This window comes from Paraburkholderia lebeckiae (genome assembly GCF_014201005.1).
GTDB lineage: Bacteria > Pseudomonadota > Gammaproteobacteria > Burkholderiales > Burkholderiaceae > Paraburkholderia > Paraburkholderia tuberum.
In genome coordinates this window covers 43,869-68,644 of the sequence record NZ_JACHDK010000024.1, presented here as the reverse complement: position 1 = coordinate 68,644, position 24,776 = coordinate 43,869, and the positions used below count along the sequence as shown (strand labels likewise).

Here is a 24,776-nt window from a genome sequence, read left to right as displayed (position 1 = left end):
ACTGCAGCAGACCTCTCAGGCTTACTGGTTCTGGCCGTCGAGCTTGGCCTTCAGCAGCGCGCCCAGGTTCGTCGTGCCGGTAGCGGCTGCGCTCGAATCCGAAGCAGCGAGACCGCGGATGGCTTCCTGCTGCTCAGCCGAATCCTTCGCCTTGATCGACAGGTTGATGCCACGCGACTTGCGATCGATGTTGATGATCATCGCGTTGACCTTGTCGCCTTCCTTCAGCACGTTGCGAGCGTCTTCCACGCGGTCCTGGGCGATTTCCGAAGCACGCAGGTAGCCTTCGACTTCACCCGACAGCTGGACCACAGCACCCTTCGCGTCCACCGACTTGACGGTACCGTCGACGACCGAACCCTTGTCGTTCATTGCAACGTAGTTGCTGAACGGGTCGCCTTCGAGCTGCTTGATACCCAGCGAAATACGTTCCTTCTCGACGTCGATGCCGAGAACGATCGCTTCCACTTCGTCGCCCTTCTTGTACTTGCGAACGGCTTCCTCGCCGGTTTCGCTCCACGACAGATCCGACAGGTGAACCAGACCGTCGATGCCGCCCGGCAGACCGATGAACACGCCGAAGTCGGTGATCGACTTGATGGCGCCGCTGATCTTGTCGCCCTTCTTGAAGTTGCGGCTGAAGTCGTCCCACGGGTTCGGCTTGCACTGCTTCATGCCGAGGCTGATACGACGGCGGTCTTCGTCGATTTCGAGAACCATGACTTCGACTTCGTCGCCCAATTGGACAACCTTCGACGGAGCAACGTTCTTGTTGGTCCAGTCCATTTCCGACACGTGGACGAGGCCTTCGATGCCCGATTCCACTTCGACGAATGCGCCGTAGTCGGTGATGTTGGTGACCTTACCGAACAGACGCGTGCCCGACGGGTAACGGCGCGAGATGCCTTCCCACGGATCGTCGCCCAGTTGCTTGATACCGAGCGAAACGCGGTTCTTTTCCTGGTCGAACTTGAGGATCTTCGCGGTGACTTCCTGGCCAACCGACAGAACTTCGCTCGGGTGACGCACACGACGCCATGCAATGTCGGTGATGTGCAGCAGGCCGTCGATACCGCCGAGGTCCACGAACGCGCCGTAGTCGGTGATGTTCTTGACCACGCCTTCGACGATCGCGCCTTCCTTCAGCGTTTCGAGCAGCTTCGCGCGCTCTTCGCCTTGCGTTGCCTCGATGACAGCGCGGCGCGACAGCACGACGTTGTTACGCTTGCGGTCGAGCTTAATGACGCGGAATTCGAGCGTCTTGCCTTCGTACGGGGTCGTGTCCTTGACCGGACGCGTATCAACCAGCGAACCCGGCAGGAACGCGCGGATGCCGTTGACCATCACGGTCATACCGCCCTTGACCTTGCCCGTGATCGTGCCGGTTACGAGTTCGTTGTTGTCCAGCGCCTTTTCCAGCGACAGCCACGAAGCCAGACGCTTCGCCTTGTCACGCGACAGGATGGTGTCGCCATAGCCGTTTTCCAGCGCGTCGATCGCGACGGAAACGAAGTCGCCCGCCTGCACTTCTACCTCGCCCGCGTCGTTCAGGAACTCTTCGAGCGGGATGTAGGCTTCGGACTTCAGACCAGCGTTCACGACCACGAAGTTGTGGTCGACACGCACGACTTCCGCGGAGATCACTTCGCCAGCGCGCATGTCCTGCTTGGTCAGCGACTCTTCGAACAGAGCCGCAAAAGATTCGGTATTCGGGGTAGAGGTTTGCAGGTCGGACATAAAAATCAGAGTTTGCATGGTCTTCGGAACGCCTGGCTCACCGGACTGGTCAGCAACTGCGGCAAATACGCGAACGCCACGCGGGGTTAAAGGGTTAAAAAAACAACGCTTCGCGACCATCGCGAAGCACCTACCAACAACAGGACTGCCGCTGTGTGGCCACTACCGCGTGACCGTTTCAGTTACGCATGCGGGACCAGCGCTTCGTACCATTGCACCACCTGCTCGACCGCCTGGTCGACCGACAATGCGGAGGTATCAAGCAGCTTTGCATCCGCCGCCGGCTTGAGCGGCGCGGCCGCGCGCTGACTGTCACGCTCGTCGCGCTCACGCAAATCCCGGAGCAAGTCATCTATATTAGCAGAAAATCCTTTTTGGATCAATTGCTTATGCCGGCGCGTCGCGCGGGCCTCGACGCTCGCCGTCATGAACACCTTCAGCACGGCATCCTGAAAGATCACGGTGCCCATGTCACGTCCGTCGGCGACGAGCCCCGGCTCCTTGCGAAACGCCCGCTGACGCGCCACCAGCGCGGTTCGCACGGGCGCGTGCACGGCGATCGCCGAGGCGCGGCTGCCCACTTCCTCGGCACGGATTTCGGTCGATACATCGACGCCGTCGAGCTGCGCGAGCCCCTCGCGAAACGTGATATGAAGGTCGTCGATCAGTTTGACAAGTGCGTCGACGTCGTCTGCCACGATCTCGTAGCGCAGGCTCGCGAGTGCCGCGAGCCGGTAAAGCGCGCCGCTGTCGAGCAGGTGAAAGCCGAGATTGGCGGCCACCATCGCGGCCACAGTGCCTTTGCCGGAGGCGCTGGGGCCGTCGATCGTAATGACGGGCGTCTGGTGAAAGGGACGGATCGATTTCATCTAAAAATGTCGCACATCGGGCAATTCGCACGCGAATCTGGGTTGCATCAGGGTTGCGCGAGCGCCGTGAAGCGCTCGAAATAATCGGGGAACGTCTTGCCGACGCACCTCGGGTCGTTGATGCGGATCGGCACACCGCCCAGGCTCACGAGCGAGAAGCACATCGCCATACGGTGGTCGTCGTAGGTGTCGATCGCGGCATTCGGAATCAACTTTTCGGGTGGCGTGACGACGAGGAAATCCTCGCCCTCCTGCACCTTCGCGCCGACCTTGCGCAGCTCGGTCGCCATCGCGGCAATGCGGTCGGTTTCCTTGACGCGCCAGCTCGCGATGTTGCGCAGCGTGGTCGTGCCGTCCGCGAACAGCGCGGCGACCGCGATCGTCATCGCCGCGTCGGGGATCAGGTTGAAGTCCATGTCGATTGGATCGAGCTTGCCATGATCGTTGCCGACGCCGCGCACTTCGATCCAGTCTTCGCCCATCTGCAGGTTCGCGCCCATCTTGATCAGCGCATCGGCAAAGCCGACGTCGCCCTGGATGCTCGCGCGGCCCACCCCTTCCACTCTCAGCGGGCCGCCGCCGAGCGCTCCCGCGGCGAGGAAATACGACGCCGACGACGCATCCCCTTCCACCATGATCGTGCCTGGCGACCGATAACGTTGCCCCGCTGGCACCACGAACCGGTGCCAGCCATGACGCTCGACGTCGATGCCGAAGCGCGCCATCAGCTTGATCGTGATCTCGATGTACGGCTTCGAGATCAGCTCGCCGTCGACCTGCACGGTGGTGACGCCGCTCGCGGTGCGCAAGAGCGGCAGCGTCAGCAGCAGCGAGGTCAGGAACTGGCTCGACACGTCGCCGCGCACGCGGATCGGCGCGTCGGCCGTGATCTGGGCGGGACGGATGCGTAGCGGTGGATAGCCTTCGTTCTGTTCGTAGTCGATCTTCGCGCCGATCTGGCGCAGGCCGTCGACGAGATCGCCGATCGGCCGCTCGTGCATGCGCGGCACGCCGTGGATCCGGTAGTCGCCGCCGTTCACGGAGAGGGCCGCGGTCAGCGGACGCACCGCCGTACCCGCGTTGCCGAGGAACAGGTCGGCCGTGCGCGCGGTGAACGCGCCGCGCGTGCCGGTCACGACGCAGGTGTCCCCGTCGCGCTTCAGACGTACGCCAAGCTTTTCGAGCGCGGCGAGCATCACGCGGGTGTCATCGGAATCGAGCAGGTTCGTGATCGTCGTCTCGCCTTCGGCGAGCGCGGCGAGCAGCAGCACGCGGTTCGAGATGCTCTTCGAGCCGGGCAGACGAACCGTGCCGGACGCACGGGAAAAAGGTCCGAGATCGAGGAATTCCATGATGTGTCCAGTTTCCGGTTATTTGGACGCGTCGCTGGCGGCCACGCCAGCCGCGCGCTGCTCCTGCCACTGACTGCGCGCGACGCGCGAGCGCGCGAACACCGCTTCGAGCGCAGCGCCGTCGCCGGCCTCGATCGCCGTGCGCAGGCGCGCGAGCACCGCGGTATACGCGTCGAGCTCGTCGAGCAGCGCCGCGCGATTGGCGACGCAGACGTCGCGCCACATCTCCGGACTCGACGCGGCGATGCGCGTGAAGTCGCGGAATCCGCCCGCCGCGAACGAGAACTTCAAAGCGGCGTCGGGCGAATTGAGGATCTGTTCGACGAGCGCGAACGACAGAACGTGCGGTAGATGACTGACCGACGCGAACACGCGGTCGTGCTGCTGCGGCGTCATGTCCCGCACCAAGGCGCCAGTGGCGCGCCACATCGCCGCGACGCGCTCGACCGCTTCCGGCGCGTTCTCCGGCAGCGGGCACAGCACGACGTTGCGGTTCACGTACAGATCGGGCAACGCGGCGTCGACGCCGCTCGACTCGCGGCCGGCGATCGGATGGCCCGGCACGAACTGGCCGATCCGCGCACCGAGCGCCGCGCGCGCGGCGGCGACCACGTCGGACTTGGTGCTGCCCGCGTCGGTGACGATCGTGTTGGCGTCGAGATGCAGCGCGATGCGTTCGAGCAGCGGCTGCGTCTGCGCGACCGGCGCCGCGAGCAGCACGAAGTCCGCGCCCGCGAGCGCGTCGCGCAGCGCGGCGTCGTCGGTGAGCGCCGCAGCGCCGTCGATCACCCCGAGCGCCAACGCGCGCTCGCTCGACGCGGACGTCCGTCCCACCCCAACCACCGTGCGTGCCCCGCCAGCCTCGCCGCGTTCACGCAACGCGCGCGCGAGCGATCCGCCAATCAGGCCGACACCGAAAATCACCAGCTTGTTAAAAGAAAACGCGGCCACGTCGCTCACACAATACGGACAATAAGCGCGCCGCTCCTGCCGGCCGACGCGCGGGATCAAGGAGCAATGCTTACGCAGCGGCAGGCTCGGCAAGCGTCTTTTCGAGCGCCGCGAGGAACGCTTCGTTTTCCTCCGGCAGGCCGATCGTGATGCGTAGCCACTGCGGCAAACCGTAGTTGCCCACCGGTCGCACGATCACAGCCTGTTTCAGCAGCGCGCGATTCACCCGGGCGCCGGCTTCGTCGTCACCGCCGACGCGCACGAGCACGAAGTTACCTTCGGACGGCACGTATTCGAGACCGAGCTTGTCGAACGCCCCGGTCAGAAGCTTATAGCCCTGCGCGTTCAGCGCCGCGCTCTTTTCCAGAAATGCGCTGTCGTTCAGTGCTGCAATCGCCGCGGCCTGCGCGAGCGTATTGACGTTAAACGGCTGACGCAGTCGATTCAGCAGATCGGTCAACCCGGGCTGCGCGATCGCGAAGCCGATACGCAGGCCCGCCAGGCCGAACGCCTTCGAGAAAGTGCGCGACACCAGCAGGTTCGGATAGCGGCGCACCCAGTCGATCGAGTCATAGCGTTTGTCCGCCGACAGATACTCGGTGTACGCCTCGTCGAGCACGACGACCACATGGCGCGGCACTTTGCCGAGAAACGCCTCGAGCGTCGGACCGTCGACGAACGTACCGGTCGGATTGTTCGGATTGGCGACGAACACGAGACGCGTGTCGTCGTCGATCGCGGCAAGCATCGCGTCGAGGTCGTGACCATAGTGCACGGCCGGCACGACGATCGCGCGCGCGCCGACGCCTTGCGTTGCGAGCGCATAGACCGCGAACGAATACTGCGAGAACACTACCGCCTGGCCCTTCTCGACGAATGCGTGCGCGGCGAGTTCGAGGATGTCATTGCTGCCGTTGCCGAGCGTGATCCACCCGGCCGGCACGCCGTAGCGCGCGGCGAGTGCCGCCTTCAGTTCGAAACCGTTCGAGTCCGGATAGCGGCCGAGGTCGGCGATCGCCTGCGCCATCGCGCGTTGCGCGGATTCCGGCATGCCGAGCGGATTCTCGTTCGATGCCAGCTTCACGATGCTCGCCTCGTCGAGACCAAACTCGCGGGCCACTTCCGAAATCGGCTTGCCGGCGATGTACGGCGCGATCGCACGTACATAGGAAGGGCCGAAAGACGCTGTCATGAAAATCTCCGAACGACGATGGATAGTGAAATATGCGTTCGGGCAGCGCACCTGGTGCCGCCCGGACTGCGCTGCCAGCCCTTACCGGGCGCGCGGATACGAGCCGAGTATTTTCAGGAACGCGGCCTTCTCGCCGAGCCCGGCGAGCGCGGCGGCCACGGCCGGGTCGTCGCGATGGCCTTCGACGTCGATATAGAAGTAGTACTCCCACGTGCCGACGCGCGCCGGGCGCGATTCGAAACGCGTCATCGACACGCCGTGGCGCGCCAGCGGCTCGAGCAGCTTGACCATCGCGCCCGGTTCGTTCACGACGGACACAATCAGCGAGGTCTGGTCGTAGCCGCTCGGACCGGTCGGCTGCTTGCCGATCATCACGAAGCGCGTGCGGTTGTGCGGATCGTCCTGGATCAGCGCGTTGGTGACCTGCAGACCGTAGTGGATCGCGGCGCGATCGCCGGCGATGGCCGCGACGGTCGGATCTTCGGCTGCCATCCGTGCGGCTTCCGCGTTGCTCGATACCGCCTGGCGCTCGAGATGCGGCGCGTTGGTCGACAGCCAGCGCTGGCACTGCGCGAGCGCCTGGGCGTGCGCGCACACGCGCGTGACGCCGGCGAGTCCGTTTTGCGTGAGCAGGTTGTGATGAATCGGCAATGCGAGTTCGCCGCCGATGGTCAGTTGCGTTTGCAGCAGCAGATCCAGCGTGCGCGACACTGCACCCTCGGTCGAATTCTCGACCGGCACGACGCCGTAGTCGGCGGCGCCCGCCTCGACCGAGCGGAACACTTCGTCGATCGACGGGCACGGCAACCCTTCGATCGACTGACCGAAGTACTCGTGCATCGCCTGTTCGCTATAGGTGCCGACCGGCCCGAGGTACGCGGCCTTGATGGTCTTTTCGAGCGCGCGGCTCGCAGCCATGATCTCGCGCCAGATCGCGCTGATGTGTTCGTCCGCAAGCGGCCCCGCGCTCATCTCCTGCAGGCGCGCGATCACCTGCATCTCGCGCTCGGGCCGGAACACCGGCGCGTTGAAATGCTTCTTGACCTCGCCCACTTCGAGCGCGACCGACGCACGCTGGTTCAGGAGCGCGATCAGCTGCGCGTCGAGCGCGTCGATGCGATCGCGCAGAGGTTTGAGTCGTGTATTGAGTTCGTCGTCCATGCGTAAAACGGCTCTGCCGGGTAACTGCTGGAAAAGATGCCTGGAAAAGATGCGCACGCCTGCCGGTCAGTGTGACTCAGGCACTGCGCTGTTCGAATTCCTTCATGTATTCGACAAGCGCTTTGACGCCTTCGAGCGGGACGGCGTTATAAATCGACGCCCGCATGCCGCCGACGGACTTGTGGCCCTTTAGCTGCACCAATCCCCGCGCTTTCGCGCCGGACAGGAAATCTTCGTTGCGCGGCTCGTCGGCGAGGAAGAACGGTACGTTCATCCGGGAGCGCGAGCCACGCTCGACCTTGTTCAGATAGAAGCTGCTCGAGTCGATCGTGTCGTACAGCAGCTTCGATTTTTCGAGGTTGCGTGCCTCCATCGCCAGGAGGCCGCCCTGCTTCTTCAACCACTTGAACACGAGCCCGGCGATATAGATCGCGTAGGTGGGCGGGGTGTTGTACATCGAATTGTTCTCGGCGACGGTCTTCCATTCGAACGCCGACGGGCAGATCGGCATCGCGCGATCGAGCATGTCCTCACGCACGATCACGACCGTCACGCCGGCCATGCCGATGTTCTTCTGCGCACCGCCGAATAGCACGCCGTATTTGGCAATGTCCATCGGGCGCGACAGGATATGCGACGACGCGTCGGCGACGAGCGGAATATCGCCGAGGTCGGGAATCTCGAAGGTTTCGACGCCGTGAATGGTCTCGTTGGTGCACAAGTGCACGTAAGCCGGATTGTCCGACAGCTGCCATTCCGAGTGCACCGGCGCGCGAGTGAAGCCCTCGGCTGTCTTGCCGGTCGCGGCGAGATGCACGCTGCCGTATTTCTGCGCTTCCTTGAACGATTTCTCCGACCACGAGCCGGTGATGACGAAATCGGCGCGCGGTTTCGAGCCGAGCAGGTTCATCGGCACGATCGCGTTTTCGCCGAGTCCGCCGCCCTGCAGAAACAGGATGCGGTGGCTTGCCGGCACCTGCAGCAACTCGCGCAGATCGGTCAGCGCTTCCTCGTGGATCAACATGAATTCTTTGCCGCGATGGCTCATTTCCATCACGCTCATACCACTTCCTTGCCAATTCAGCATCTCGTCGGCTGCCTGGCGCAGCACTTCTTCGGGCATGGCCGCCGGGCCGGCGGAGAAATTAAAGACGCGCATGTGAGGTCCTGGAAGCGGGCGCGAAATAACGAAGTCGCGCGGGAATCGGCGAAAAGAACTGCGAAATGGCTCGCCGAAAAAGAAAATGGCCGTCTGCGCCAGTGCGCAAACGGCCATTATCGCATTGTCGCCGCCAACCCGCCACGCCGGGTGGCCCAACGGGTGCGACGACAGGCCCGCCGATCAGCGCAGCCTGCGAGCGGAATTTACTTGGCAGCCGGCTTGACCGATGCGACTTCCTTGTCGGCCTGGTCACGCGTTGCCTTGATCGATTCCGGCATGTACTTCTGCATCAGACCGTTCACGACGTCGCGGCCAACCTGGTCTTGCACCTGGATGAACTTGCGACCGGTCGGGCTCTTGTAGAACGTGGTCAGATCCTTGATTTCCGACGTGCTGTAGTACTTCGCGTACGCGTCGTACTGAGCTTGCATCGCGTCCTGACGGAAAGAGTCGGTCGCGAACACCTGGCCCGCGCTGTCCACCAGCTTCGGCACCGCGTTCTTTTGCAGCGTCGGCACGGCGGCTTGCTTCTGCTTGTCCGTCATCGTCTTGTTCTCGGTCAGCGCGTCCGACAGGATTGCCGGAACGAGCTGCTTGGCCTGCATCTGCGCGCTGTTGCCGATTGCGCCAACCAGCTTCTGCGCATCGATGGCGTCGAGCAGCTCCTTGATGGCAGCTTGCTTGGCCGGATCAACCGGTGCTGCAGCGGCAGCCGGCGCTGCAGGCGCCTGGTTCTGCAGCGCTTGAGCCATGGCGAAGGTCGGCACGATGGCAGCCAGCAACATCAGTTGTTTGAATCGTTTTTGCATCATTACTCCCTAAGAGAAATTAACTTGAACTGCACGCCATACGGGAAAGCGTACCGGCCCGGTACGCGGTGACCCGCAGCGTAGCTTCAACGTATTAACTGAGACTGAAAGCCGCTGGCACGGATCAAGCCGCGCCGCCGCCCTCACCGCCGTTATCACCTTCAGCGGAGCCGTCGGAATCGCTTTCCGACTCGCCCTCGGCCTCAGCTACCTGTTGCAGACCGGACAGCTTGGTCCCTTCGTCAAGGCTGATGAGTGTAACACCTTGCGTTGCGCGTCCCATTTCGCGAATTTCCGACACGCGCGTGCGAATCAGCACTCCCGTCGTGGTAATCAGCATGATCTGCGCTTCCGGGTCCACGAGCGTCGCGGCAACGACCTTGCCGTTACGCTCCGACGTCTGGATTGCGATCATGCCCTTCGTGCCGCGGCCGTGCCGCGTGTACTCGGTGATTGGGGTGCGCTTGCCGTAGCCGTTCTCGGTTGCGGTGAGCACCGACTGCTGCTCGTCGCCGGCCACCAGCAACGCGATCACGTTCTGGCCGTCCTCGAGCTGCATGCCGCGCACGCCGCGCGCCTCGCGGCCCATCGGACGCACGTCGTTTTCGTCGAAGCGCACTGCCTTGCCCGAATCCGAGAACAGCATCACGTCGTGCTGGCCGTCGGTGATCGCGGCGCCGATCAGGTAATCGCCCTCATCGAGACCGACCGCAATAATACCCTTGCGCAGCGGCCGGCTAAATGCTTCCAGCGGCGTCTTTTTTACCGTTCCCAACGCGGTCGCCATGAACACGAACTTGTCGGCCGAGAACTCCTTGACCGGCAGCACGACCGTGATCTTTTCGCCTTCTAGCAGCGGGAACATATTGACGATCGGCCGGCCGCGCGAATTGCGCGAACCCTGCGGCACTTCGTAGACCTTTACCCAGTACACGCGGCCGCGGTTTGAGAAGCACAGGATGTGGTCGTGCGTATTGGCAATGAACAGCGTGTCGATCCAGTCGTCTTCCTTCATGGAAGTGGCCTGCTTGCCACGACCACCACGTTTCTGGGCTCGATATTCGGACAACGGCTGCGATTTCACGTAGCCCGCGTGCGACATGGTCACGACCATTTCCTGCGGCGTGATCAGGTCTTCGGTGTTCAGCTCGGTAGCGTTCAACTCGATCTTCGAGCGACGCGCATCGCCGAATTCGGCCTTGATGGACGTGAGTTCGTCGACGATGATCGCCGAAATGCGCTCCGGGCGAGCCAGAATGTCCAGCAGGTCAGCGATCTGTGCCATCACGTCGCGGTATTCGCCGATGATCTTGTCTTGCTCGAGACCGGTCAGTCGCTGCAGGCGCATCTGCAGGATTTCCTGCGCCTGCGTATCGGACAGACGGTAGAGGCCGTCGGTCTGCATGCCGAACGACGGGTTCAGGCCCTCCGGACGATAAGCTTCGCGACCGCCCGCCGACGCGTTTTCCGACTCGGCGCGCGACAGCATTTCGCGCACGAGCGACGAATCCCACGCGCGCGACATCAGCTCCTGCTTGGCGATAGGCGGTGTCGGCGCGGCCTTGATGAGCGCGATGAATTCGTCGATGTTCGCGAGCGCAACCGCGAGACCTTCGAGCACGTGACCACGTTCGCGCGCCTTGCGCAGTTCATAGACGGTGCGCCGCGTCAGCACTTCCCGGCGATGCGACAGGAAGCACGTCAGCATTTCCTTCAGATTCAGGAGCTTCGGCTGGCCGTCGACGAGCGCGACCATGTTCATACCGAACGTGTCCTGAAGCTGGGTCGCCTTGTACAGATTGTTCAGCACGACCTCGGGCACTTCGCCGCGCTTCAGCTCGATCACGACACGCATGCCGCTCTTGTCGGATTCGTCGCGGATGTCGGAAATGCCTTCGAGCTTCTTCTCATTGACGAGCTCGGCGATGCGCTCGAGCAGCGAGCGCTTGTTCACCTGATATGGCAGTTCGTCGACAATGATCGCCATGCGCTGGCCACGGTCGATTTCCTCGAAGTGAGTCAGCGCGCGCATCACGACGCGGCCGCGACCGGTGCGATAGCCGTCGCGCACGCCGGCCACGCCGTAGATGATGCCGGCGGTCGGGAAGTCGGGCGCGGGGATGATCTCGATCAGCTCGTCGATCGTCGCTTCCGGGTTCTTCAGCAGATGCTGACACGCGTCGACGACTTCATTGAGGTTGTGCGGCGGGATATTGGTCGCCATGCCGACCGCGATGCCGGACGAACCATTGATCAGCAGATTAGGGATGCGCGCGGGCAGGATGGCCGGCTCGTTCTCGCTGCCGTCGTAGTTCGGCGCGAAGTCGACCGTTTCCTTGTCGATGTCGGCCAGCAGCTCGTGGCCGATCTTCGCCATGCGGATTTCGGTGTAACGCATCGCCGCGGCGTTGTCCCCGTCGACGGAACCGAAGTTCCCCTGGCCGTCGACGAGCATGTAGCGCAGCGAGAAGTCCTGCGCCATCCGTACGATCGTGTCGTAGACAGCGGTGTCGCCGTGCGGATGATATTTACCGATGACGTCGCCGACGATACGCGCCGACTTCTTGTAGGCGCGGTTCCAGTCGTTGTTCAGCTCGTGCATCGCGTACAACACGCGCCGGTGCACCGGCTTCAGGCCATCGCGGACATCGGGAAGCGCTCGCCCTACGATCACGCTCATCGCGTAATCGAGATACGAGCGGCGCATTTCCTCCTCAAGGGAGATTGGCAGAGTCTCTTTGGCGAATTGATCCATTATCCGTATCTTTTACGTGCGAAGGCGCGGTTTCGCCGCTTCTTCGCGTAAGCATTGCAGGCGCAACGCATCACGCGATTCTAACATGCCACGAATCCACGCCCGACGAAGGTACGTATACATATTAGAGGGGCACCCGCCAACACTTCGCCGATCGCACAATTTCGGTCTCGTCAGGCTCGATTCCTGCAGGGGACCGATTCGCCGCTCAGCCAGAGCCGGCGGACCACTCAGACGAAAACCTTTGTTGCGCATGCACCACAATTGGAGGGGGATTTGATCGGGGACGGATTTTTTTTTCGTCGGAAGGGAACGATATGGCAAAATGCCAACGCACAAAGAGTCGAGACGCTGCTCGAAGTCTACACAGACGGTTTTTGTTCCTCACCAATGTTATACTTCGAGCAATGTATGACTGGTCTTCGTCAACAGGCTCGCAGTAAACCTGCGGTAATCTCAATTTCGAGAGGAGAAATATGAATAAACTTTCAAAGCTCGCGTTCATTGCAGCTACCGCAGTTATGGCTGCATCCGCCATGGCGCAGTCGGTGCCGGCATCGCGACAAGCTACCAACGACAACTGGGTGAATGGTACTGGCGAATACGTGTGGATGAATGGCACGAACGAGCTTTGCTGGCGCGATGCATTCTGGACGCCCGCAACGGCTAACGCCAAGTGCGACGGCGCTCTGGTTGCTCAGGCACCGACCCCGCCGGCACCGGTCGCTCCGGCTCCGGCTATCTCCAGTGAAAAGATTACGTATCAAGCTGATGCGCTGTTCGACTTCGACAAGGCAATCCTGAAGCCGGCCGGCAAGGAACGTCTGAGCGAACTGGCATCGAAGATCCAGGGCATCAACCTCGAAGTCGTCGTTGCTACGGGCCACACCGACCGTATCGGTTCCGTCGCCTACAACGACCGTCTGTCGCTGCGTCGTGCTCAAGCTGTGAAGGCCTTCCTGGTCAGCAAGGGCGTCGAAGCCAACCGTATCTACACGGAAGGCAAGGGTCCGCGCAACCCGGTTACCACCGGTTGCAATCAGAAGAACCGCAAGCAACTCATCGCCTGCCTCGCACCGGACCGCCGCGTGGAAGTCGAAGTTGTCGGTACGCCGAAGCAGTAAGCTGGAAAATTACCGCAGTATCGAAAGCCCCGCTTCGGCGGGGCTTTTTTTATGCGCGGATGCCGCGACGGGGCGTGATGCGCGACGCAGGAGCGTCCCGCGCCGCTACTAGCGGCTCGCAGCTCGCATCGGCACCCGCTAACGACGCGCTTTTGCCGCTCTTTCTCTCGCCCTATATACTCACGGTTTATCCTCGAGCGTCCGCTCACCGCTTTCATCGAGGCAGCCTTCACCATGACCAACGCCGATCCCCACGAACTACAGAAATTCAGCGACCTCGCGCATCGTTGGTGGGACCCGAACGCCGAATTCAAGCCGCTGCACGAACTGAATCCGACTCGTCTAAGCTGGATCGACGCCCACGCCCATCTCGCCGGCAAGAAGGTGCTCGATATCGGCTGCGGCGGCGGCATCCTGTCGGAATCGATGGCAGGTTTGGGCGCTCATGTGAAGGGTATCGATCTGTCGACACAGGCACTCGGTGTCGCCGACCTTCACAGTCTTGAAAGCGGTGTAACCGTCGATTACGAAGAAATCGCGGCAGAGGCGCTGGCCGCACGCGAACCGGGCACCTATGACGTGGTCACTTGCATGGAAATGCTCGAGCACGTGCCCAGGCCGGCCGCGATCGTCGAGGCCTGCAAGAATCTCGTGAAGCCGGGCGGCTGGGTGTTTTTCTCCACGCTGAACCGCAATGTCAAGTCGTATCTGTTCGCGGTGATCGGCGCCGAATACATCGCGCGAATGCTGCCGAAGGGCACGCACGACTATGCGCGCTTCATCCGCCCGTCGGAGCTCTCCGGCTTCGTGCGCGCCGCCGAGCTGCGCACGACCGACATCAAGGGCATCGTGTACAACCCGCTCAGCAAGCATTTCGCACTGTCGTCCGACACGAGCGTCAACTATATGCTCGCCTGTCGCCGCGACGCCTGAATTGCCCGAACCGCCCCGATCCGCCGTATCCGAAACGAACAATGAGCGACCCGACTCCCCTGCCGCAACGCGAAGATAACGACGACACGCTCGGCTTTTGCCTCGCCGTGCTATTCGACCTCGACGGCACACTTGCCGACACGGCGCCCGACCTCGCGGCCGCCGTCAATAAGATGCGCCACGACCGGGGACTCGAGATGGTGCCGCTCGAGAAGCTGCGCCCGCTGGCTTCAGCCGGAGCGCGCGGACTGATCTGCGGCGCGTTCGGCATCGGGCCCGATCATCACGAATTCGCATCGATGCGCGAGGAGTTTCTCGCGAACTACGAAGCAGATCTGTGCATCGAGACAACGCTCTTTCCGGGTATCGCGGAAGTGCTCGACGAACTCGACGCGCGCGGCGTGCGCTGGGGCATCGTCACGAACAAGGTCGCGCGGCTCACCGAGCCGCTCGTCGCGCAACTCGGGCTCGAGGAGCGCGCCGGCTGCGTGGTGAGCGGCGATACGACCCCGCATTCGAAGCCGCACCCCGCGCCGTTGCTGCACGCGGCGCGCGAGCTGGACATCGCGCCGGAGCGCGTCGTCTATATCGGCGACGATCTGCGCGACGTGCAGGCCGGTTTTGCCGCCGGCATGAAGACCGTCGCCGCGGCGTACGGCTATTGCGGCAACGACATCCCGCCGACACGGTGGCACGCGCAACACGTCGTAGAATCGACGGCCGAGTTGCAAACCCTGCTGCGCGACATCGGCTGACAAAGTCAGACAGATCGGCTGAAGGGCGCGTCCGGCACTCCTGTTAACCATGTTGCACCATTCAGCGGCCACCGAGGATGCGCGACGCGGCTCTCGATCTATTGTAAAATCTCCTTTGGCTCACATATGTGAGCAACGAACCGCGGGGGCGACCTGGTTTCGACAGGGGTTGCGAAGCGGCTAGGGCATGTCGAGGACCCGTCACCTCGTTAATCAATGGGAAAAACGTAACTGCAAACGACGATACGTTCGCACTGGCAGCCTAAGGGCCGCCGTCCTCTGCCTAGTTCACTGACGGGCTAGTGTCGCAAGACCGGTAGCAATACCGACAGAGGTCATATACGTCAGTTAAGCCTTGGCGGCGTCACGACGTCCGGGTCGAAAATTTAGTGAATCGCCATAGCGCAGCGTGTTCGTCCGCGTCGCTACGGTTAAATCAAAAGACAGAACTAAACATGTAGAACTGGTCGTAGAGGACTTCTGGACGCGGGTTCGATTCCCGCCGCCTCCACCAAACACCTGGGACGTTCGCAATGAACGGCCCCGAAAAACCCCGTAGCGTAACGCTGCCGGGGTTTTTCATTTTCAGCACCGTCCGCGACGCTTTGTGGGCCGGCCACAATTCTCCGCTCGCGCTCGCCGTCCTACACGCCGGCGCCTTCGCCGATCCGCCCAATCTGTTCGACGGCCGCTTCGTCACCGTCGACGGCATGACGCTCTACACGTTCGACAAGGACACCACGCCCGGCGTCAGCGCCTGCACCGGCGGCTGCATGAGCAACTGGCCGGCGGCCACGGCGGCGCCGACCGACAAGCCGTCGGGGGCGACTGGACGCTGATCCCGAGCGCAGACGGTAAACAACAATGGATGTACAACGGCCATCCGCTGTATCACTACGCGGCCGACAAGCAGGCGGGCGATGCAAAGGGGGACGGCTTCAAGGAAATCTGGCACATCGCCAGGCCATAAGAAGCCACTCCGGCCGGCAACTGGGCCGCCATCGCCCTCGCCACAAAGCACAACGCCGACCCAAGGGCCGGCGTTGCGTCAGACCTCGAAGCTCGAGCGAAGCCCGAGCCAATTCTTATTCGTCTTTCGGGCACTGCAGATTGCAGCCATTCGGATCGCCCATGTCGCCACGCTTGCGCGCCTGCGAACGTTGGCCGTGCTGATACTTGTCCGACGGGGCGGACGCGGCGAACGGCATCTGCGGATGCTCGTTAATGCGGAATTCGTCGGTCAGGATGCCACCCGGCACGCCAGGCGAATTTTGCGCGTAAGCGACGGAGACGGTGGCACAGAGCACACCAGCCGCGGCAGCGGCGGCACATGCATGGAGAAGAGCTTTCATGTCGGTTCAGCGCGGCTTGTCGCGCGGTCAAGGCGGATACGAAGCCAAGAGAGTAGCCGAAACCGGCGCGCTGCGCAGCCGCGCACGCCGAGCGCCACCGCTTTTCTGGTTACAGGCTCTTACTCCGCCGTTACGCGAGCGCGCCGCCGAGCCCATCGTCCAGATCGACGAGCCTGCCGCAGTCGCACGGATCGTAGCCAGCGAGTTGCTCGACGCGTTGGTGAAACGCGCTGCCGCGCAACAGGTTGATCACCGTGGCGAGCGGCGCGCGAGAGAGGTGCGCGCGATCGCACGCGAAGTAATAGTCCTCGTCGACGATCGGAATGAAGTCGAGCCCGAAATGATGCGCGGCCGGTTCGACGCCGAAGCCTATGTCCGCCATGCCGCTCGCGACGAACGCCGCGATCGCCGAGTGCGTCAGCTCGGTCGACGCATAGCCGTTGACGCGGTCCGGGTCCACACCGACCTGTCGCAGCGCGAGATCGAGCAGCATCCGCGTACCCGAGCCCGGCTGGCGGTTGACGAAACGGATGTCGTCGCGCGCCAGATCGCCGAGCCCGCCGATCCGCTTCGGATTGCCCTTGCCGATGAACAGACCCTGCTTGCGTCGGGTCAGATGCACGAGCACATGGCGTTGCGGATCGAGCCAGCGCCGGTAGGTATCGGCGCACACCGCGCGGAACTCGCCGAGCGGCAGATGAAAGCCCGCCAGATCACACTCGCCGCGCGCGAGCGCACTGACCGCCTCGGCGCTGTCGCGGTACTTGATCTCGACCGGCAGATCGTTGGCGACCAGCGCCGTAACAAGCGCGGCCACCGCGTAACCGTGCGACGCGTGGATGCGCACGTCATCGGCGGGGGGCGCAAGCCAGCGGTTCAGATCGCTCGCCACTTCGCTCGCGAGCGCCTGCAAATTGCCGTCGAGCCGCTCGCCGCAGAGCCGCTGCCCGCGCAGCACCGCGTGACCGAGCTCGGACAACACCGAGCCGCGCCCACGCTCTTTCGCGATCAGAGGACCACCAAGCCGCTCCTCGATGCTGCGCAGCAAACCCCATGCGTGCCGATAGGACAAACCCTTAAGCGCCGCGGCCTGCGCAATGCTGCCAGATTCATCGACGAGTGCGAGCAGCGGCACCACGTCAGACAGGCTGGCCCCGCGGCCGTCCGCGCCCTTGACCACCAGATCGACCTGACATTCGATCCTGACCATATATGTTTGACTGTTTCCTATTGCGCGCGCCGGTCGGCGCGCCTATCTTTCGGCTATACCATATCGAATAAGCGAAGCATACGTGCATGCATTATGAATAACAAGTGCATATATCGCTTTGGAGGAGCTCCCCTTTGGACGATTCTCTCGCCACGGCGCCGGATCAGCTCGTGCAACGTCACGCGCAGCCGGGCCGCACACTCATCACGATCCTGCACGCGATCCAGGACGAACTCGGCTTTGTGCCACCCGCGGCGGTCGGACCGCTCGCCCGCGCGCTGAACCTGTCGCGAGCGGAAGTGCACGGCGTCATCACTTACTACCATCACTTTCGCACCTCGCCGGCCGCGCCCGTCACGGTGCAGCTTTGCCGCGCCGAAGCGTGCCGCAGCATGGGCACCGAGGCGCTTGCCCAGCACATCGAGGCGCACACCGGTTGTCGCTTCGACGCCGGTCACCATGACGGCGCAACGGTGGAACTCGAATCGGTGTACTGCCTAGGCCAATGCGCGCTGTCGCCGGCGATGATGCTCAACGGCACGCTGCACGCGCGCGTGTCGCCGCAAAAATTCGACGCGCTGTTCGCCGCTGCCCGCAAATGCGTGGAGGTACCGGCATGACGCGCATCTATGTTCCGCGAGATTCGTCGGCGCTCGCGCTCGGCGCCGATGCGCTGGCCGAAGCCATCGCCAGCGAAGCCGCGCGCCGCGGCATTGCGATCGAACTGATCCGCAACGGTTCGCGCGGGTTGCTGTGGCTCGAACCGCTCGTCGAAGTTGCGACGCCCGAAGGCCGCATCGGCTATGCGAGTGTCGACGTGGAAGACGTCGCCGCGTTGTTCGACGCGGGCTTCGTCGACGGCGGCGAGCATGCGCGGCGCGTCGGCGTGGTCGACGAGATTCCGTATCTGAAGAAGCAGCAGCGCCTGACCTTCGCGCGGATCGGCATCACCGACCCGCTGTCCATCGACGATTACGTCGCGCACGGCGGCCTCGAAGGCCTACGCAACGCCCTGCAAACCGACGGCGATGCCGCCTGCGAAGCGCTGATCGAATCCGGTCTGCGCGGCCGCGGCGGCGCGGCCTTCCCGGCCGGCATCAAGTGGCGCACGGTGCGCGGCGCGAAGGCCGCGCAGAAGTACGTGGTCTGCAATGCGGACGAAGGCGATTCCGGCACCTTCTCCGATCGTCTCGTGATGGAAAGCGATCCGTACGTGCTCATCGAAGGCATGATCATCGCCGGCGTCGTCACCGGCGCGACCGTCGGCTACATCTATGTGCGCAGCGAATACCCGCATTCGATCGCGACGCTCGAAGCTGCCATCGCCCGTGCGCGCACAGCCGGCTGGCTCGGCGACAGCGTGCTCTCGAGCGGGCAGCGTTTCGAGCTGTTCGTCGCGAAAGGCGCGGGCTCGTATGTGTGCGGCGAGGAAACCGCGATGCTGGAATCGCTCGAAGGCAAGCGCGGCATCGTCCGCGCAAAGCCGCCGGTGCCCGCGCTCGTGGGTCTCTATGGCCAACCCACCGTGATCAACAACGCGATCACGCTCGCCACCGTGCCGATCATCTTCGCGCGCGGCGCCGCGTTCTATAAAGACTTCGGCATGGGCCGCTCGCGCGGCACGCTGCCGTTCCAACTGGCCGGCAACATCAAGCGAGGCGGCCTCGTGGAACTCGCGTTCGGCGTGACCTTGCGCGAACTGCTCGACGACTTCGGCGGCGGCACCGCGAGCGGCCGGCCGGCGCGCGCGGTGCAGGTCGGCGGTCCGCTCGGCACCTATCTGCCGCCAAGCCAGTGGGACATTCCGATGGACTACGAGGCGTATGCGGCAGTCGGCGCGGTAATCGGCCACGGCGGTCTCGTCGTGCATGACGACACCTCGAACCTTGCCGAGCTCGCGCAATACGCGATGCACTTCTGCGCGCTCGAATCGTGCGGCAAATGCACACCGTGCCGGATCGGCTCGACGCGCGGCGTCGAGGTGATCGCGCGGATTCGCAACGGCGACACGTCGACGCGTCAGGTGCAATTGCTGCGCGATCTGTGCGACACGATGGTAGCCGGCTCGTTGTGCGCGATGGGCGGCATGACGCCGTATCCGGTGCTGTCCGCGCTCGATCATTTCCCTGAAGACTTCGGTCTCGCCGCCGATCCCACTGCCGACCACGCCACCAAAGCGGCCGCGGCCTGACTCCAGGAGTTCACCATGTCCGACCAGTTCAACTCCCCTGCCGGCGCCCCGAAGGAAGTCCCCCTGGGGGGCGGCTGCGGCTCAGGCAACTGCGCGTGCAAGTCGCAAGCCCTGGCACGCGCCGCCAACGCGTTCGCCGACGACACCGACTACGGCACCCCCGCCCGCCACTCGGACGTCGACGTGACGCTCGAAATCGACGGCCAGGCGGTGACCGTACCGGCGGGCACGTCGGTGATGCGCGCGGCCGCTGAAGCCGGCGTCAACGTGCCGAAGCTGTGCGCGACCGATTCGCTCGAACCGTTCGGCTCATGCCGCCTGTGTCTCGTCGAAATCGAAGGACGGCGCGGCTATCCGGCCTCGTGCACGACACCGGTCGAAGCCGGCATGAAGGTGCGCACGCAGACCGACCGTCTGCAGTCGCTGCGTCGCAACGTGATGGAGCTGTACATCTCCGACCATCCGCTCGATTGCCTGACCTGCCCCGCCAACGGCGACTGCGAACTGCAGGACATGGCGGGCGTGACCGGCCTGCGCGAAGTGCGCTACGGCTTCGACGGCGCGAATCATCTGAAGGACCAGAAGGACGAATCGAATCCGTACTTCACGTACGACCCGGCGAAGTGCATCGTCTGCAATCGCTGCGTGCGCGCGTGCGAGGAAACCCAGGGCACGTTCGCGCTGACGATCACCGGACGCGGCTTCGAATCTCGCGTCGCGGCCAGCGAGAACCAGCCGTTCATGGAATCGGAATGCGTGTCGTGTGGCGCCTGCGTGGCCGCATGCCCGACCGCGACCTTGCAGGAAAAGTCCGTCGTGATGCTCGGCCAGCCCGAGCACTCGGTCGTCACCACCTGTGCCTATTGCGGCGTCGGCTGCTCGTTCAAGGCAGAGATGAAGGGCAACCAGGTCGTGCGGATGGTGCCGCACAAGAACGGCCAGGCCAACGAAGGCCATGCGTGCGTGAAGGGTCGCTTCGCGTGGGGCTACGCGACGCACAAGGACCGCATCAAAAAGCCGATGATCCGCGCGAAGATCACCGACCCGTGGCGCGAAGTCAGCTGGGACGAAGCGATCTCGTACGCGGCGTCGGAATTCCGCCGCATCCAGGCGAAGCATGGGCGCGATTCGATCGGCGGCATCACGTCGTCGCGCTGCACGAACGAAGAGACTTACCTCGTGCAGAAGCTCGTGCGCGCCGCGTTCGGCAACAACAACGTCGACACCTGCGCGCGCGTCTGCCACTCGCCGACCGGCTATGGTCTGAAGACGACGCTCGGCGAATCGGCTGGCACGCAGACGTTCGCCTCCGTCGACAAAGCCGACGTGATCATGGTGATCGGCGCGAATCCGACCGATGGCCACCCGGTGTTCGCCTCGCGTCTGAAGCGGCGCGTGCGCGAGGGTGCGAAGCTGATCGTCGTCGATCCGCGCCGGATCGACATCGTCGATACGCCGCACGTGAAGGCGTCGCACCATCTGCAATTGCGGCCCGGCACCAACGTCGCGATCGTCAACGCGCTCGCGCATGTGATCGTCACTGAAGGCCTGCTCGACGCAGCGTTTGTGGCCGAGCGCTGCGAGACGCGCGCGTTCGAGCAGTGGCGCGATTTCGTCGCGCTGCCGGAGAACTCGCCGGAAGCGACCGAAACAGCGAGCGGCGTGCCCGCGCAGCAGGTGCGCGAAGCCGCACGCATGTACGCGACCGGCGGTAACGCCGCGATCTACTACGGCCTCGGCGTCACCGAACACGCGCAAGGCTCGACGATGGTGATCGGTATCGCGAACCTCGCGATGGCGACCGGCAACGTCGGCCGGGAAGGTGTCGGCGTGAATCCGCTGCGCGGCCAGAACAACGTGCAAGGCTCGTGCGACATGGGCTCGTTCCCGCACGAGCTGCCGGGCTATCGCCACATCAGCGATCCGCTCGTGCGCACTCAGTTCGAAAACGCCTGGAACGTCACGCTGCAACCGGAACCGGGCCTGCGCATTCCCAACATGTTCGACGCCGCGCTGGACGGCAGCTTCATGGGCCTCTACTGCCAGGGCGAGGACATCGTGCAGTCGGACCCGAACACGCATCATGTGGCGGCGGCGCTGTCATCGATGGAATGCATCGTCGTGCAGGACATCTTCCTGAACGAGACCGCCAAATACGCGCACGTGTTGCTGCCCGGTTCGTCGTTCCTCGAAAAAGACGGCACGTTCACCAATGCCGAGCGCCGCATCTCGCGCGTGCGCAAGGTGATGCCGCCGCTCGGCGGCTACGCGGACTGGGAAGTCACGCTGCTGCTGTCGCGCGCGCTCGGCTACGAGATGGACTACACGCATCCGGCCGAGATCATGGACGAAATCGCGCGGCTCACACCGACCTTCCACGGCGTGTCGTACCAGAAGATCGACGAAATGGGCAGCATCCAGTGGCCATGCAACGAGGACGCGCCCGACGGCACGCCGACGATGCACGTCGACACCTTCGTGCGCGGCAAGGGCAGGTTCGTGATCACAAAGTTCATCGCATCGCCGGAGAAGGTCACGCGCAAGTATCCGTTGCTGCTGACGACCGGACGCATTCTGACGCAATACAACGTCGGCGCGCAGACGCGCCGCACCGAGAATTCGCGCTGGCATGACGAAGACCGGCTCGAACTGCATCCGCACGATGCCGAGGAACGCGGCATCAAAACCGGCGACTGGGTCGGCATCGAATCGCGCGCGGGGCAGACCGTGTTGCGCGCGAAGGTGACGGAGCGGATGCAGCCGGGCGTCGTCTATACGACGTTCCACTTCCCCGAATCGGGCGCGAACGTGATCACGACCGACAGCTCCGACTGGGCGACCAACTGCCCCGAATACAAGGTCACCGCGGTGCAGGTGATGCCGGTCGAGCAGCCGTCGCAATGGCAGAAGGACTATTCGCGCTTCAATAGCGAACAGCTCGAACTGCTGAAGCAGCGCGAGCTGGCCAATGCGGCCGCGGCCGTCACCGCGGGCAAGTGAGGCGAGCCATGGACAATCGGAATCTGATCGACATGGCGAACCGGATCGGCGACTTCTTCGAGTCGATGCCCGACCACGAGGAAGCGCTGACCGGCGTCGCCGAACACATCCGCCGCTTCTGGGAGCCGCGCATGCGGCGCGCGCTAGTCGCGACGCTCGACGAAGCGCCGGACACGTATGACATCGCGCTATCGGACTTCACGCGCGAGGCGATCGTCAGGTATCGGGAGAAGTTGACGCCGGCGCAGGCCCAGGCGCCGGCGGCTTAGGCTCGAGCCGTTTCCCCCAATCAACCAGGCGCGGCGGCACGATCCGCTGCCGCGTGCGTGCCCATGCCATGTAACAGGCGGCGCCAATCACAACGTCGCCTGCTCCGATATCTCTCCCCCAACCGTGAACCACGCTTCGCAGTGCCGTACGAGACCGTGCAGGTCCGAGCCGGTGCGTCCGCGCGCGCTGATGTAGCCGTCGGGCCGCACCAGATAAAACGACGGCCGCGTGCGCCCATACGATTCGGACAACGCCGGGCCGCCGTCGCCGCTCGTATCGGTGACGCGCCAGATCCGCACCGCGTTCGGCAGCAGCCGCTCGACCTCGGCGGCGAGCTTTTCGACTTCGGGGTCCGGCGGTGGTGCATGTTTCGCGGCGGGATCGAGCGGCGTGCCATCGACGGGCAGCGGCGGCAACAGCAGAAACAGCGAGAAGAACGCCGGATCGTGCAGATCGAAAATGCAGCCGACGCCCGGCGCGCGCCCGAGCGGACCGTCGACGACGTGCACGAGCGCATCGGGTGCGCGCTCGCCCGCGCGGGGGCCGCCGTCGAGCACGCGTTCGAGCGTCAGCGGACTGCGCCGGTATTGGATCGACAGCTCGCTGATCGTCGCGCGTGCGGCATCGCGCAGCGGACCGAACGCGGCCAGCACCGGCATCACGCGCTCGCGCAGCAGCTTCATCGGTCCGTGATCGGCCTCGGCCATCTGCGTGATGAAACCGGTCTGCCGCAGCACCTCGCGCTCGATCGGATGTCGCTCGGCGTGATACGTGTCGAGCAGACGATCCGGCGCCGCGCCGCCGATCACGCGCGCGAGCTTCCAGCCGAGATTGAGCGCTTCCTGGATGCCGGTGTTCATGCCTTGCGCGGCCGCGGGGCTGTGTACGTGCGCGGCATCGCCGGCGAGGAAGATGCGGCCCACGCGCAGCCGATCGACCATCCGGCTGTTCACGTGGAAGTACGCCGACCACGCCAGATCCGACACGTCGACGCGCTCGCGTACGCGTCGCGCGATCAGCGCCTTGCATTGTTCGAGCGACGGCGCCGGCGCCCGCTCCAGCGGCGGCTCGCCGAGCACCGCGGGGGCCGGCGGCGCGGCACTGCCGGACGGCTCGACCGCATGATCGGCGATCAGACGATGGCGGCCGTGGCCCATCGGAAACAGCGCGACGAGACCGTCTCCCGACGCGAAGATATGGAACTCGTCGTCGGGCCAGTCGGTTTCGGCGTGCAGGTCGGCGAGCAGAAAGGTCTGCTCGAAGGTCTTGCCCTCGAAGTTCAGGCCGAGGCGATGGCGAATCGAACTGTGCGCGCCATCGGCCGCGATCAGATACGACGGGCGCATGGCTTCCGTGCGGCCGTCTGCGCGGCGCAAGGTCGCCTGAACGCTCGCGGAGCCTTGCATGAATGCCATGAGCTCGACGCCGCGCTCGACCTTCACGCCGAGCGTCGCCAGATGCTCGGTCAGGAGCCGCTCAGTCACCGACTGGTCGAGAAACAGCAGATAGGGATAGCGCGTGTGCAACGGGTCGAAATCGAGCTGCGCAAGCCGCATGCCGTTCGAAAACAGATTCGCCACGCGCGCGCGATGGCCGAGCTCGAGAAACGGTTCGACCAGCCGATGCTGCTCGAGCAGTTCGAGCGTACGTGCCTGAATGCCGATCGCGCGCGAGTAAGGGTTCGGCTGCGGCGCCTTGTCGATCAGGCGCACGGGGATGTGGGCGCGCGCGAGACTCATCGCTGCGGCAAGTCCGGTGGGACCGGCCCCGACGATCAGCACCGGCGACGCGTCGTAAGCGGCAGCGTCCATGCGGAACTCCGGAGGCAACAATGCGATCTAGTGTACGCCGCCGCTCTTGCGCACACGGGTGCGCTGCATCAATCGCGCGTCGGCAAGAGGGTCGCGCGGAGGTTCCATCCGTCGTTGCCATGAACTCACGCTCCGCGCAAAT

19 protein-coding genes, 1 other RNA gene and 1 pseudogene are annotated in these 24,776 nt (G+C 64.0%); 9 read left to right on the top strand and 12 right to left on the bottom strand.

Annotated features, from left to right (window positions below; translation table 11 throughout):
* Positions 1–21: 21 nt before the first annotated feature.
* From rpsA to gyrA, 9 genes are all read right to left on the bottom strand, one after another.
* Complete coding sequence (gene rpsA / locus HDG39_RS29365) at positions 22–1,755, bottom strand: 30S ribosomal protein S1 (RefSeq protein ID WP_008921410.1); 1,734 nt, start codon at positions 1,753–1,755, stop codon at positions 22–24.
* A gap of 164 nt (positions 1,756–1,919) precedes the next feature.
* Positions 1,920–2,606 (bottom strand): (d)CMP kinase, encoded by a 687-nt coding sequence (gene cmk, locus HDG39_RS29360; protein WP_184011047.1) that lies wholly within the window; start codon positions 2,604–2,606, stop codon positions 1,920–1,922.
* Between the two features lie 47 nt (positions 2,607–2,653).
* A complete protein-coding gene (gene aroA / locus HDG39_RS29355) occupies positions 2,654–3,958 on the bottom strand; it encodes a 3-phosphoshikimate 1-carboxyvinyltransferase (protein ID WP_184011045.1) in 1,305 nt (434 codons plus the stop codon).
* A gap of 18 nt (positions 3,959–3,976) precedes the next feature.
* Complete coding sequence (locus HDG39_RS29350) at positions 3,977–4,918, bottom strand: prephenate dehydrogenase (protein WP_184011074.1); 942 nt, start codon at positions 4,916–4,918, stop codon at positions 3,977–3,979.
* Between the two features lie 61 nt (positions 4,919–4,979).
* Positions 4,980–6,101 (bottom strand): histidinol-phosphate transaminase, encoded by a 1,122-nt coding sequence (hisC, locus tag HDG39_RS29345; RefSeq protein ID WP_184011043.1) that lies wholly within the window; start codon positions 6,099–6,101, stop codon positions 4,980–4,982.
* Between the two features lie 81 nt (positions 6,102–6,182).
* Complete coding sequence (gene pheA, locus HDG39_RS29340; RefSeq protein WP_018421374.1) at positions 6,183–7,262, bottom strand: prephenate dehydratase; 1,080 nt, start codon at positions 7,260–7,262, stop codon at positions 6,183–6,185.
* A gap of 76 nt (positions 7,263–7,338) precedes the next feature.
* Positions 7,339–8,421, bottom strand: coding sequence for a 3-phosphoserine/phosphohydroxythreonine transaminase (gene serC / locus HDG39_RS29335; RefSeq protein ID WP_184011041.1), 1,083 nt, complete (start codon positions 8,419–8,421; stop codon positions 7,339–7,341).
* Between the two features lie 206 nt (positions 8,422–8,627).
* On the bottom strand, positions 8,628–9,233 hold the full coding sequence (locus HDG39_RS29330; protein WP_026225970.1) for a DUF2059 domain-containing protein: 606 nt from the start codon (positions 9,231–9,233) through the stop codon (positions 8,628–8,630).
* Positions 9,234–9,357: 124 nt separating this feature from the next.
* On the bottom strand, positions 9,358–11,988 hold the full coding sequence (gyrA, locus tag HDG39_RS29325; protein ID WP_184011039.1) for a DNA gyrase subunit A: 2,631 nt from the start codon (positions 11,986–11,988) through the stop codon (positions 9,358–9,360).
* Between the two features lie 476 nt (positions 11,989–12,464).
* On the opposite strand from gyrA, the gene ompA reads away from it, so the two are divergent.
* From ompA to HDG39_RS29300, 5 genes and pseudogenes are all read left to right on the top strand, one after another.
* The gene (ompA, locus tag HDG39_RS29320) at positions 12,465–13,112 is read left to right on the top strand and encodes an outer membrane protein OmpA (RefSeq protein ID WP_026225971.1); all 648 of its coding nucleotides are present in this window, start codon (positions 12,465–12,467) and stop codon (positions 13,110–13,112) included.
* A 234-nt stretch (positions 13,113–13,346) separates the two neighbouring features.
* Positions 13,347–14,045 (top strand): bifunctional 2-polyprenyl-6-hydroxyphenol methylase/3-demethylubiquinol 3-O-methyltransferase UbiG, encoded by a 699-nt coding sequence (gene ubiG / locus HDG39_RS29315; protein ID WP_184011037.1) that lies wholly within the window; start codon positions 13,347–13,349, stop codon positions 14,043–14,045.
* Positions 14,046–14,086: 41 nt separating this feature from the next.
* Positions 14,087–14,800, top strand: a complete 714-nt coding sequence (gene gph, locus HDG39_RS29310; protein ID WP_184011034.1) for a phosphoglycolate phosphatase — start codon at positions 14,087–14,089, stop codon at positions 14,798–14,800.
* Positions 14,801–14,944: 144 nt separating this feature from the next.
* Positions 14,945–15,314: a transfer-messenger RNA gene (gene ssrA, locus HDG39_RS29305) on the top strand.
* Positions 15,315–15,405: 91 nt separating this feature from the next.
* A pseudogene (locus HDG39_RS29300) lies at positions 15,406–15,770 on the top strand (COG4315 family predicted lipoprotein).
* Positions 15,771–15,885: 115 nt separating this feature from the next.
* Here HDG39_RS29300 and HDG39_RS29295 read toward each other — a convergent pair.
* Entirely contained in the window at positions 15,886–16,152 is a 267-nt protein-coding gene (locus HDG39_RS29295; protein WP_184011032.1) for a hypothetical protein, read from the bottom strand.
* 130 nt (positions 16,153–16,282) lie between these two features.
* Positions 16,283–17,362, bottom strand: a complete 1,080-nt coding sequence (locus HDG39_RS29290) for a substrate-binding domain-containing protein (protein ID WP_184011030.1) — start codon at positions 17,360–17,362, stop codon at positions 16,283–16,285.
* Positions 17,363–17,496: 134 nt separating this feature from the next.
* Here HDG39_RS29290 and HDG39_RS29285 point away from each other — a divergent pair, with 134 nt between their 5' ends.
* From HDG39_RS29285 to HDG39_RS29270, 4 genes are read left to right on the top strand one after another with little or no spacing between them, the layout of a single operon-like run.
* Complete coding sequence (locus HDG39_RS29285; protein ID WP_184011028.1) at positions 17,497–17,982, top strand: NAD(P)H-dependent oxidoreductase subunit E; 486 nt, start codon at positions 17,497–17,499, stop codon at positions 17,980–17,982.
* A complete protein-coding gene (locus HDG39_RS29280) occupies positions 17,979–19,553 on the top strand; it encodes a formate dehydrogenase beta subunit (protein WP_184011026.1) in 1,575 nt (524 codons plus the stop codon). Before HDG39_RS29285 ends, HDG39_RS29280 begins: the two co-directional genes overlap by 4 nt.
* Before the next feature lie 15 nt (positions 19,554–19,568).
* Entirely contained in the window at positions 19,569–22,553 is a 2,985-nt protein-coding gene (gene fdhF, locus HDG39_RS29275) for a formate dehydrogenase subunit alpha (RefSeq protein ID WP_184011025.1), read from the top strand.
* Positions 22,554–22,561: 8 nt separating this feature from the next.
* Positions 22,562–22,822 carry a formate dehydrogenase subunit delta gene (locus tag HDG39_RS29270; protein WP_184011023.1) on the top strand — a complete coding sequence of 87 codons (261 nt, stop codon included), beginning with the start codon at positions 22,562–22,564 and terminating at the stop codon, positions 22,820–22,822.
* 87 nt (positions 22,823–22,909) lie between these two features.
* Here the strand turns inward: HDG39_RS29270 and HDG39_RS29265 are convergent, their stop codons facing one another.
* On the bottom strand, positions 22,910–24,634 hold the full coding sequence (locus HDG39_RS29265; RefSeq protein WP_184011021.1) for an FAD-dependent monooxygenase: 1,725 nt from the start codon (positions 24,632–24,634) through the stop codon (positions 22,910–22,912).
* Positions 24,635–24,776: the final 142 nt, after the last annotated feature.

What these genes read in the sequence shown, in the direction of transcription:
- rpsA (WP_008921410.1), bottom strand. Translation starts at nt 1,755, where the DNA reads ATGCAAACTCTGATTTTTATGTCCGACCTGCAAACCTCTACCCCGAAT.
- cmk (WP_184011047.1), bottom strand. Translation starts at nt 2,606, where the DNA reads ATGAAATCGATCCGTCCCTTTCACCAGACGCCCGTCATTACGATCGAC.
- aroA (WP_184011045.1), bottom strand. Translation starts at nt 3,958, where the DNA reads ATGGAATTCCTCGATCTCGGACCTTTTTCCCGTGCGTCCGGCACGGTT.
- hisC (WP_184011043.1), bottom strand. Translation starts at nt 6,101, where the DNA reads ATGACAGCGTCTTTCGGCCCTTCCTATGTACGTGCGATCGCGCCGTAC.
- pheA (WP_018421374.1), bottom strand. Translation starts at nt 7,262, where the DNA reads ATGGACGACGAACTCAATACACGACTCAAACCTCTGCGCGATCGCATC.
- serC (WP_184011041.1), bottom strand. Translation starts at nt 8,421, where the DNA reads ATGCGCGTCTTTAATTTCTCCGCCGGCCCGGCGGCCATGCCCGAAGAA.
- HDG39_RS29330 (WP_026225970.1), bottom strand. Translation starts at nt 9,233, where the DNA reads ATGCAAAAACGATTCAAACAACTGATGTTGCTGGCTGCCATCGTGCCG.
- gyrA (WP_184011039.1), bottom strand. Translation starts at nt 11,988, where the DNA reads ATGGATCAATTCGCCAAAGAGACTCTGCCAATCTCCCTTGAGGAGGAA.
- ompA (WP_026225971.1), top strand. Translation starts at nt 12,465, where the DNA reads ATGAATAAACTTTCAAAGCTCGCGTTCATTGCAGCTACCGCAGTTATG.
- ubiG (WP_184011037.1), top strand. Translation starts at nt 13,347, where the DNA reads ATGACCAACGCCGATCCCCACGAACTACAGAAATTCAGCGACCTCGCG.
- gph (WP_184011034.1), top strand. Translation starts at nt 14,087, where the DNA reads ATGAGCGACCCGACTCCCCTGCCGCAACGCGAAGATAACGACGACACG.
- HDG39_RS29295 (WP_184011032.1), bottom strand. Translation starts at nt 16,152, where the DNA reads ATGAAAGCTCTTCTCCATGCATGTGCCGCCGCTGCCGCGGCTGGTGTG.
- HDG39_RS29290 (WP_184011030.1), bottom strand. Translation starts at nt 17,362, where the DNA reads ATGGTCAGGATCGAATGTCAGGTCGATCTGGTGGTCAAGGGCGCGGAC.
- HDG39_RS29280 (WP_184011026.1), top strand. Translation starts at nt 17,979, where the DNA reads ATGACGCGCATCTATGTTCCGCGAGATTCGTCGGCGCTCGCGCTCGGC.
- fdhF (WP_184011025.1), top strand. Translation starts at nt 19,569, where the DNA reads ATGTCCGACCAGTTCAACTCCCCTGCCGGCGCCCCGAAGGAAGTCCCC.
- HDG39_RS29270 (WP_184011023.1), top strand. Translation starts at nt 22,562, where the DNA reads ATGGACAATCGGAATCTGATCGACATGGCGAACCGGATCGGCGACTTC.
- HDG39_RS29265 (WP_184011021.1), bottom strand. Translation starts at nt 24,634, where the DNA reads ATGGACGCTGCCGCTTACGACGCGTCGCCGGTGCTGATCGTCGGGGCC.